Consider the following 9,146-nt stretch of genomic DNA (forward strand, 5'->3'; position numbering starts at 1 on the left):
AACGGGCCGGTTATGATTGGAGAATAACGGTGTTGTCCGTGTCTCACTCTCGGTCGTGATTGGTCCCCGGCGCGGCCCATCCCGCCCCGGCGCGGTTTCACGCACCGACATCCACGGCGAGGGGGGCCATTTCAGGCCCGTACTGCCCTGTCATGAGCCGCCGGCCCCCGATGTGTCAGCGAGACTTAGGCGGGCAAACCGTTCTACCTGCACCGCGAAGCGGACCGGCCTTGGTATGAACCAGACAAGAACGTGATTGGACTCTGGGCAGGTTGTGTCCGTGTTAGTCGGGGACAACAGGTGCATTTCTATAGAGATCATCTTCCTCTTGTCCCTGTTATGCCCGTGTTGCCCCTCCAGCGACGACCGAGCATCTCACGTCGCTTGCGGGGCAGCTGAGCCAGCCGGGCCCCTGCAGACCGTGATCGCGTAGGTATGGCCGAGATCGTCCAAGCCGCGGTCGATGACGCGCTGCTCGATCCCGTCCAAGGCCGCCGTGACAAGCCTTCTCGGGAAGCACACCGCTGGATCCGCCGCACGACCAAACAGGGCGCGACTCGGAATGGCCGATCCTGGCCGGTAGCGGTCTGTCCGCTTCGTGTCTCAAGCTGAGGGTTAGCGGACGTTCGGCGCGGCTCAGATGAAGGCCTCAGAGTGCCCCGATGCACATACTCAAAACGTCCTTTGGCGAGGCGGCGATGACCTCGTGGCCGCCCTGACGCAATGGCGACGGTCGTCGAGCCGATCAGGCCGGTGCCGCCGACGATCTTCATGATCCGTCTTCCTGTCGGTGACTGGAGGTCGTTGACCATGCTCTCCCGGACGGATGGGTCACTCGTGTCATCCTGCAGCGATCCTCGTCCGTTCCGAGCGCCTCAGCCATCGCTTCGCCCGCGACTGTGAGCAACCGCGCCGTGTGATACATCGCTGCGAGCAGGGGCTCCACCCGCAGCGCTTCCTTAGCCGCACGGTGACCAGGGAGTTGTTCCGCAGCGCATTCCGCCACGGCAAGGGGAAGGGCCGTGACAAGTGGACAAGCTCTTCATGCTGCCCAGCACGATCACAAACAATGGTCTGCGTGCCTGGGGTCACATCGATCGAACAAGGCCGTCGGCATCGTCTAGCTTCTGCCAAGCGCGCACGCCATCAGTCACACGTTCGTAGAAGTGAACTGGTCCCACCGCAGCCTCTATTCCGCCGAGCCGCATTCGCTCTTTCACGTTGTCACGGACACGAGCAAAGGCGAAGGTCATGCCTTGACGCTGCAGTTGCAGGATGCATTTCAGCAAAGCGTCGCACGCGCTTGTGTCGAGCAGGTTCACCGACCCTGCATCCAGCAGCACATGTTTCGTCGGCGGGCGGCTTGCAGCCAAAGCCGCCTTCAGCTCGTCGTTGAAATGGCCGATACTGGCAAAGAACAGATCGCCGCCGGCCCGCCAAATAAGTAGCCCAGGAAAGGTGACCGCCTCCGGGTGTCGCTGAACGCTGCGGTAAGCCTCTGTGCCCGGCAATTGACCCAGCACCGCGACGTCCGGGTGGCTGGTTCGATAGATCAGGAGCAACAACGACAACACCACCCCAAGGGCGACCCCCTGCAAGACACCAAGTGTCAGTTCTCCGGCGATGACGATGAGGGAAATAACAAATTCCCAGCGGTTCCGAACAAACAATGTACGCAAGTAACCGGTGTTGGTAAGGTGAAGCATCGCTGCGATTACGATGGCGCCAAGGGCCGGGTACGGCATGCCGCGGAACAATGGCGTCAGCAGCACGAGCGTGAGAAAGCAAAATACCGCCGCGACGAGGTTCGCGATCTGGGTCCGAGCCCCAGCGGCGATCGCCACAGAGGTCTTGGACAAGCTGCCGACGACAAGAAAGCCGCCGAACAGGCCGCTCAGAATGTTGGCGGGCCCATGCGCAATCAGCTCCTGGTTCGGGTCGATGACGTCGTCATCTTGGGCGGCGGCCTTCGCCCCGCCCAGCGCCTCGGCGTAGCCGACAAGGACGATGGCGAGCGCGCCAGGCACGAGGGCTTGCAGGGTCGCAAGGTCAAAGACTGGTAAAGCCATCCGGGGCAGACCTGACGGAAGATCGCCGACCATGTGTATGCCGGTGGCTTCGCCGCCGAGAAGGCGAACGAGCACCGTAGCGACCATTGCGACAACCAAGGCCGCGGGGATACGAGGCGCAAAGTGGCGAAGCGACAGCATTGCCGTCAAGCTGAGCACGCCGGTCAGCACAGGAGCGAGCGAAGCATCTCCCAAGTGCTGCAACACGAACCAAAGTTTCGTGAAAAAGTCGCCCGACGCGCCATTAATCCCCAGCAGATGCGGAACCTGTCCGGCGATCGTGACGAAGACAAGTCCTTCGATGAATCCACGCATCACCGGAGTGGGAATAAAGGTTGCTACCCACCCCATGCGCAGCACGCCGAACAGCAGAAAGAATGTGCCGATCAAGATGGCAAGGGTGGACGTGAGTGCGTTGAACGCCCCTGTTCCCTGTGCCGCAATGGCGCCCACGGTCACGGCCGAGATCAGGCCAGTCGCGGTATCCGGACCGACGACCAGCAGACGGGAGCTGCCGAGCAGTGCATAGGCAACCAGGGGCGGGACGATCGTGTAGAGGCCCATGATAGGCGGCACGCCGACAATACCGGCATAGGCCATTCCTTCCGGCACCATGACCGCCCAGAGCGCGAGGCCAGCGAGAACATCTGCGGCCAACCATTCGCGCCGGTAGTCTGGAAGCCACTCAAGGATGGGAAGGATCCGCCGTGCATTGGGGGCGGGGCCAGCCGAGATGGTCATGAACGTTCCCCTCGCCCATCCTCTACTCGAGGGCGGTGGAGTAAGGGTGACGGGCGCAGGGTAAGACATTGATGTGGCTTAGGGACTGGGTGCTGATGCCAACATCCGTCACCCGATCGCGACTGCCACGCCCGCCATGTCCGATCCTACGGCGTTGCCGTTCGCGTTTCCATCCGTGCGGGGCCGGAAGGTCGCAGCCGCCCTTTGACGGCGGACGCCTGACTGGCCTGCCGTCCCACGGTGGTCCAAACTCGCGCTGGGTCACGGTCGGCTCCTCACGCCTGGTTCCCGAGTTCGTCTATCCGGATCAGGGTTCGCCGGAGCACCTCGAAGATGACGGCGGTCGACCAGCCGAACAGCAGGATGCCGTTCATCGCGGCAACTGGGCCGAGAAGGCGCCAGTGCACAACCGGCACGATGTCTCCATAGCCCAGAGTTGTGTAATTCACGAAGGCGAAGTACAGGAGATCAGAGCCGTCCGGTCCGGCTCCGGTCATTCTATAGATGATTGTCCAAATCAGGATCTCCAGCGCGTGCGCTACCATCAAGACCCAAACCACAGCTGACATGATCATCGACAGTGATGCAATGCTGTGCTTCCTGATGTTAACGTGGGCCTTAACGACCTTTATGATCGTAGCCATCGTGAATGAATGGATGACAATGTTGCAGGTGCTTGCAACTGCGCCAACTGCCAATTGAACTACCATCTCGACCCTCCACCGAGCGATCATGGTTGAGCGCCAGCATGGGAGGTTGCAACGAGCACGCGCTCAAAGCTGACGACCGAGATCACGAGCAGGGACGACCAATCTGAGCCTGCGAACGTGTCCGCACAGACAAGCCAGGTGCCGGGTGGTCTCGTCGCAGGACGAGGATCGCGGTCCTGCTCCTGAACGTTCATCTTGCGAACGGCGCCGGCGCTCTGCCTGGTCAGGGTCTGGTCGAGCACGTTCTCGCTAGCGCTGTTCTCGTATGGCTGCCCTGCTCCCCTCAGGGCAAGCAATGCCGATCGCCGCCTGCGCTTCATCGAGGATCGCCTCGACTCGCACATGCAGGGCGTTGCGCACCATCACGTCGTAGATGGATGCAGCCTCGCGGGTGTCGGTCGAGACGGGTGCGCCCAAAGCGACTTCGGCGGCTCGGCGGGCGCGCTCGAACGCGACGGCAGCGGTCGCCTCGTCGCTCTCCGCGACCTCCCGAGCAAATGTGACCAGCGCCGCGCGAAACGCATCGAGCGCGGTCCCGAGCGGATTGGCCCTGTCCTCTTGCCTGAGCATGATTGTCGTCCTCACCAGGAGCCGCCGTCCTGACGACGGCGGCGGTCTCGGGCGCCGACCTCGGCGCTGATCTGGTAGACCTGTGCCGGCAACGGCGCCTTGACGACGAGTTCATCGATCTGCGCCTTGATTGTGTCGATCGAGGCCTTCGCCTTGGCGACGCTGGCGCGGGCGATTCCACGCTCCTCGGCCGTGTAGCCGCTGGTGGCGGCCTGGAGCGCCAGCTTGGCTTGGTCCAGGCTGCGCTCCGCGACGTGAAGGGAATCCGTGATCTCGTCGAGGCGCTGGATCGGCGCGTTGCCGCCTGCAGCCAATGCCTTGACACGCTCGTAGGTGCGCTGTGCGAAGGTCAGGTTGGCTGCGGCCGTCTCGACGGCAGCCTTGCGCTGCGCGATGACCTCTGCGCGAGTGCCCGCCTCGATATGGGCCAGCTGCGCGGTCGCCACGGCCAGGCTCGCCTCGGCCTCACGCTGCTTGGTGATCAACTCGGGATTGTCGATCTCGACGAGCAGCTGCCCGGCCTTCCCATCGTCGCCGCGCTCGACGGGACGTTTGCCCACCCGGCCGTCGACCCGTGCCGCGATATCGATCCGCGTGGCGTCGGCTTCTCCCTGGATGATCAGGGGCTGTGGCTGCACCAGGTACCAGAGGGACAGGCCGACGATCGCGCCGATCAGGAGCGTCACGATGATCGCCGGCGCGCGTGCGACCTTCGCCACTGGCGGAGGGGAAGACGGCCGCAGCAGCGGATCGCGATCCACAACATTCATGATCCCGGCCCTCGGCGACTACTCCAGGTTCAGCAGGCTTCCATGGCGCGGCGGCATCGGTCGCTGGCATCGACGCCGGAAACCTGGCAACCCAATGCACCGTCAAGGCGCTCGCAAGCGTGACCTCGGCTTCTCGCGACCGACGCGGTCTCACCGACGCTCATGAGGAATTTGATTCTATCTCATCGGTCGATTGGTGCCACTAGCGCGATAAAGATGGAACTGCGCACTCATATGATTATTAGGCAGACCGCTTCAGTGCGCATAAAATACGCAAGTACCGTTCCATACAACTTTTTGGTTCCATTACTTGATCGAACAGGACATTGCTCGCTCATCCGGAGGTGGCAAGCCAGCCTGGAGCGACCTACGCGCAGGCGGTTCGGCCGCAGCGCCGCCTCGGCGTTCGCGGCGGCGTTCGCCGCATCGTTCTTCTGCTGCTTCACGAACGGCTTTACATAGATAGGCGGGATCAACCGCATCTCGTGGCCGTGAGCTTCGGCCAGACGGCCCCAGAAGTGGCTCGTGGCACATGCCTCCATCGCCACGATGCAAGGAGGCTGCGCCCGCAACAGCGCCTCCAGCTTCGTTCGCGAAATCACCCAGTTGTAAAGAACCCACCCCGCGCGGTCGCTCGCGCAGACCTGGAAACTCCGCTTCGCCAGGTCGACCGCGAGTATCTGCACCTCCGCCATCTGCTCTTCTTTCGCGCGCCACCATGGCGCTAAACAGCATCGTACGATGCCGACAAAGAGGGGCATCCACCGCATCAGTTCAGGTCACCCTGAACCAGGCTGAACCAAGACAGCGGCTTGTCAGATTGACATCACGCACCAGGGGGGCTTACAGGAAGTAGTTGGATGGAAGTGGTCTTCCGATGTCGGATTTGCATCCGAGATTACCATCGGACCTTCCCGGATCGACCCTCGATCCGGACGATGCTGCCTTAGAGCGCATTATGCGGGAGGTGCCACGTGGCGCGCTCGCCCTCGCGGGACTGACCGTTGGCCTCCTTCTCCTCGGGTGGTTCCTGATCTACGCGTTCGTGTTCCTGCCGCGCGGCATGGTTAGTTAAGCCATGCCGGCGACCGAAGAGGGCATTCTCCGTTCCGAGCTGCGCTGGGCGGCCGTTTCGGTCGGGCTCGTCAGCGTGATCATGCTCACGGTCATCTATGCGGGCCTCGTCCACCACATCAATCCGCCGAGCAACATCGAGACGATCGATCCCAAGACGCTGCACCTCACCGGTGAGTTTACGGAAGCCAATCTCGGCACCACCGTCGAGCCCGGTGGGCAGGTGACGAGCCGCATCGTCGCAACCCAGTTCGCGTTTCAGCCGCAATGCGTCGTGCTGCCCGCGAACCGGCCCGTGACGCTGCGGTTCGCCAGCCCGGACGTGATCCACGGCATCCTAGTCACGGGGACGAACGTCAACACGATGGTGGTTCCAGGCTACGTCAGCCAAGTCCACACGGTGTTCACGAAGACGGGCGACCTCCTAATGCCCTGCCACGAGTTCTGCGGCCTCGGCCACAGCCAGATGTGGGCGACCGTGCGGGTCGTGCCGGAGCCCGTCTTCAAGCCGGACGCCGATGGGAGGGTGGGCTGTGACGCACGTTAGACGCCTCACCCTCGTCCACCTGTGGTTCGGTTTCGCGGCCTTCGCGGTGGCGGCCGTGCTCGGCGTCTGGCAGATGTGGGCCCGCAGCCCGCTGCCGGCGCCGTTCCTCACCGCCGAAGCGTACTTCACCTCCGTCACGGCCCACGGCACCACGATGGCTTACGTCCTGCCGACATTCGTCATCATGGGCTTCGGCTATTACGTGGCCGAGACGGCCCTCGCCCGTCCGCTGCCCGGTCCCCGGTGGGCTTGGCTCGGCTTCGCCCTCGGCGCTGTCGGGACCGTCATGGCCTCCGTCACGGTCTTCGCCGGGCGCGCCACCGTACTCTATACTTTCTACCCGCCGCTGACCGGAAGTCTGTTCTATTATCTCGGCGTGGTGCTCGTCGTGGTCGGTTCCTGGATCTGGTGCGTCCTGATGATCCTCGCCATGATGGGCTGGAAGCGCGCCAACCCCGGCGAGCCCGTGCCCCTCGCCATGTTCGCAACCGTCGCCAACGCGGTGCTGTGGCTGTGGACCACCGTCGGGGTCGCGGCGGAGCTTCTGTTCCAAGTCATTCCATCGGCGCTCGGCTGGAATGTGGGGATCGACGTCGGCCTGTCCCGGACGTTGTTCTCCTGGACGCTGCACGCCATCGTGTATTTCTGGCTCATCCCGTCCTACATCGCGTTCTACACGATGGCGCCACAGGCGGCCGGAGGTCGCCTCTACAGCGACACCATGGGGCGGCTCACCTTTATCCTCTTCCTGATCTACAGCCTCCCGGTCGGGATCCACCACCTGCTCATGGATCCGGAGCAGTCGAACGCCTTCAAGTTCCTGCAGGTGAGCTTCACGGCCCTCGTCGTAGCGCCGACGTTGCTGACCGTCTTCACCATCTCGGCCTCCATGGAGATCGCCGGCCGCTTGCGCGGCGGCAGAGGCCTCTTCGGCTGGATCCGGGCCCTGCCCTGGGAGCGCCCGATGGTGCTGGCCACTGGCCTCGCCTTCTTCATGCTGTGGTTCGGGGGCGAGGGCGGGCTCATCAACATGAGCTACGGCATGAACGCCATGATCCACAACACGTCGTGGGTCACGGCGCACTTTCACCTTATCTTCGGCGGCACTGCGGTGATCATGTACTTCGCGATCGCCTACACGATCTGGCCGACGCTCACGGGCCGCACCCCGGTCTCGCTCCGGGCGCAGCGCGCCCAGATCTGGCTGTGGTTCGTCGGCATGATGGTCATGACTCTGCCCTGGCACTATCTCGGCCTGCAAGGGCAATGGCGGCGGGTCGCCACCTTCAACTACGCCGACCCCATCATCGCGGCTTGGGGTCCCTGGGTGGTGGTCTCACTTGTGGGCGGCGTCATCCTGCTCGCGAGCGCGCTCCTGTTCGTTTGGAACCTCCTGGAGTTCCACCGCGCCCGCGCCATCGCGGTGGCCGGCTTGCGGCCGCTCTACGCGCTCGCCGTCCACCCTCCGGCGCGCGTGCCGGCGGCCCTCAACGGCTTTGCCCTGTGGAACGTGCTGGTGCTCGTCCTGATGGTGGCCGCCTACGGCTATCCGATCGCGCAATTCTTCATCCTCAAGGCACCCGAGGCCATCGTGCATCGGGTCGACGGCAGTAGGTGAGCCATGAGGCCCGCTCAACCCGAGGTCCTGGACCGGCCCTGGCGCTTGTGGGCGAGCGTCATCATCATCGGCGTCCTCGCCTTTTCTGGCGTTTTCGGCTTCCTTCTGCTACCGATCGTCCAGGGTTACGGCGCCGGGTTGGATCCGTTCACGGCCATCTGCCGGGCCATCGGCACCGCACCGGGCTCCCCCGCTATGCGGCAGCCGACGAGCCGAGCCGTCGCACATCCCGCGACGCAGGTCGCTTGGAGCACGGCCCTGCTCACGACCTTGTCGCGTCCGACGACCGCCGGCACGGAGGTCGCCCAAGTCTGCACGGCGTGCCACGGCGAGCGCGGCATCGCCTCCGATCCGCAGAACCCAAACCTCGCGGGTCAGTCGGCCATCGCGATCTACAAGCAGCTCCACGACTACAAGAGCGGCACCCGCGTGCACGAGGTGATGACCGGCATCGCGCAGGGCCTCGAGGACCAGCAGATCGTCGACGTGGCGGCCCACTTCGCCGCGTCGGCGAGGCTTGAGCTCGATCCGACGACTGCGGAGGTGATGGATGAAGACATCGTGCGCCTCGTCGAGCGCGGCGACCCGGCCCGCGGGCTTCCGGCCTGCAATTCGTGCCACGGCTTCAATGCCGGCGGGCCCATTGAAACCCCGACCGTGTCGCACCAGAACAGGGATTACCTCGCTCGGCAGCTCCATGCCTTCAAGGACGGCGGCCGCCGCAACGACATCTACACTCGGATGCGAAGCGTCGCCGCCAAGCTGACCGATCGCGAGATCGACAAGCTGGCCAACTTCTATGCGACGACTCTGAGCTACTGAGGCACTACCTGGGCGCTTTGATGTCAGGGGCGGGTGAAAGCGCCTTCGGTCGTGCGGACATCGCATGGGCGGGATCAGGGTTGTGAACAGCCAAGGATAGAAGAGCTTTCGTGGCACTCTCACGTGCTAGTGTCCTGATTCCTTAGTCTCTCTGACCTGGAGAGTTTGGTGGCAGAAGCGCTGGATGGCGGCGAGGATGTCGTCGGCTGTCTTGGTCCAGCGGAA

At 63.7% G+C, this 9,146-nt stretch carries 8 protein-coding genes; 3 read left to right on the forward strand and 5 right to left on the reverse strand.

The genetic code is table 11. The features are described 5' to 3' along the window. Positions 1 to 1,088: 1,088 nt before the first annotated feature. The 5 genes from WDW90_RS32540 to WDW90_RS32560 all read right to left on the reverse strand — a co-directional run bounded on the left by WDW90_RS32540 (position 1,089) and on the right by WDW90_RS32560 (position 5,555). Positions 1,089 to 2,810 (reverse strand): SulP family inorganic anion transporter, encoded by a 1,722-nt coding sequence (locus WDW90_RS32540; protein ID WP_336491756.1) that lies wholly within the window; start codon positions 2,808 to 2,810, stop codon positions 1,089 to 1,091. A gap of 275 nt (positions 2,811 to 3,085) precedes the next feature. After that, a complete protein-coding gene (locus WDW90_RS32545) occupies positions 3,086 to 3,544 on the reverse strand; it encodes a potassium channel family protein (protein WP_336491758.1) in 459 nt (152 codons plus the stop codon). Positions 3,545 to 3,769: 225 nt separating this feature from the next. Then, positions 3,770 to 4,090, reverse strand: coding sequence for a hypothetical protein (locus WDW90_RS32550; RefSeq protein ID WP_336491759.1), 321 nt, complete (start codon positions 4,088 to 4,090; stop codon positions 3,770 to 3,772). 11 nt (positions 4,091 to 4,101) lie between these two features. Then, positions 4,102 to 4,860 carry an HlyD family secretion protein gene (locus tag WDW90_RS32555; protein WP_336491761.1) on the reverse strand — a complete coding sequence of 253 codons (759 nt, stop codon included), beginning with the start codon at positions 4,858 to 4,860 and terminating at the stop codon, positions 4,102 to 4,104. Between the two features lie 230 nt (positions 4,861 to 5,090). After that, positions 5,091 to 5,555, reverse strand: coding sequence for an IS110 family transposase (locus WDW90_RS32560; RefSeq protein WP_431311170.1), 465 nt, complete (start codon positions 5,553 to 5,555; stop codon positions 5,091 to 5,093). Between the two features lie 383 nt (positions 5,556 to 5,938). Between WDW90_RS32560 and WDW90_RS32565 the strand changes: the two genes are divergently transcribed. Genes WDW90_RS32565 through WDW90_RS32575 form a run of 3 tightly spaced genes read left to right on the forward strand, consistent with a single transcriptional unit; the run spans position 5,939 to position 8,921 of the window. Continuing rightward, positions 5,939 to 6,481: a cupredoxin domain-containing protein gene (locus WDW90_RS32565; protein WP_336491763.1), complete on the forward strand. Its 543-nt coding sequence runs from the start codon at positions 5,939 to 5,941 to the stop codon at positions 6,479 to 6,481. Beyond that, the gene (locus WDW90_RS32570; protein ID WP_431311169.1) at positions 6,453 to 8,099 is read left to right on the forward strand and encodes a cbb3-type cytochrome c oxidase subunit I; all 1,647 of its coding nucleotides are present in this window, start codon (positions 6,453 to 6,455) and stop codon (positions 8,097 to 8,099) included. Before WDW90_RS32565 ends, WDW90_RS32570 begins: the two co-directional genes overlap by 29 nt. 3 nt (positions 8,100 to 8,102) lie before the next feature. Beyond that, positions 8,103 to 8,921, forward strand: coding sequence for a c-type cytochrome (locus WDW90_RS32575; protein ID WP_336491766.1), 819 nt, complete (start codon positions 8,103 to 8,105; stop codon positions 8,919 to 8,921). Positions 8,922 to 9,146 lie beyond the last annotated feature (225 nt).

It is taken from the genome of Methylobacterium nigriterrae, assembly GCF_037106235.1.
GTDB classification, from domain to species: domain Bacteria; phylum Pseudomonadota; class Alphaproteobacteria; order Rhizobiales; family Beijerinckiaceae; genus Methylobacterium; species Methylobacterium nigriterrae.

Excerpts from the sequence above, each read along its gene's own strand:
- WDW90_RS32540 (WP_336491756.1), bottom strand. The coding sequence starts at position 2,810 with ATGACCATCTCGGCTGGCCCCGCCCCCAATGCACGGCGGATCCTTCCC.
- WDW90_RS32545 (WP_336491758.1), bottom strand. The coding sequence starts at position 3,544 with ATGATCGCTCGGTGGAGGGTCGAGATGGTAGTTCAATTGGCAGTTGGC.
- WDW90_RS32550 (WP_336491759.1), bottom strand. The coding sequence starts at position 4,090 with ATGCTCAGGCAAGAGGACAGGGCCAATCCGCTCGGGACCGCGCTCGAT.
- WDW90_RS32555 (WP_336491761.1), bottom strand. The coding sequence starts at position 4,860 with ATGAATGTTGTGGATCGCGATCCGCTGCTGCGGCCGTCTTCCCCTCCG.
- WDW90_RS32560 (WP_431311170.1), bottom strand. The coding sequence starts at position 5,555 with ATGGCGGAGGTGCAGATACTCGCGGTCGACCTGGCGAAGCGGAGTTTC.
- WDW90_RS32565 (WP_336491763.1), top strand. The coding sequence starts at position 5,939 with ATGCCGGCGACCGAAGAGGGCATTCTCCGTTCCGAGCTGCGCTGGGCG.
- WDW90_RS32570 (WP_431311169.1), top strand. The coding sequence starts at position 6,453 with ATGGGAGGGTGGGCTGTGACGCACGTTAGACGCCTCACCCTCGTCCAC.
- WDW90_RS32575 (WP_336491766.1), top strand. The coding sequence starts at position 8,103 with ATGAGGCCCGCTCAACCCGAGGTCCTGGACCGGCCCTGGCGCTTGTGG.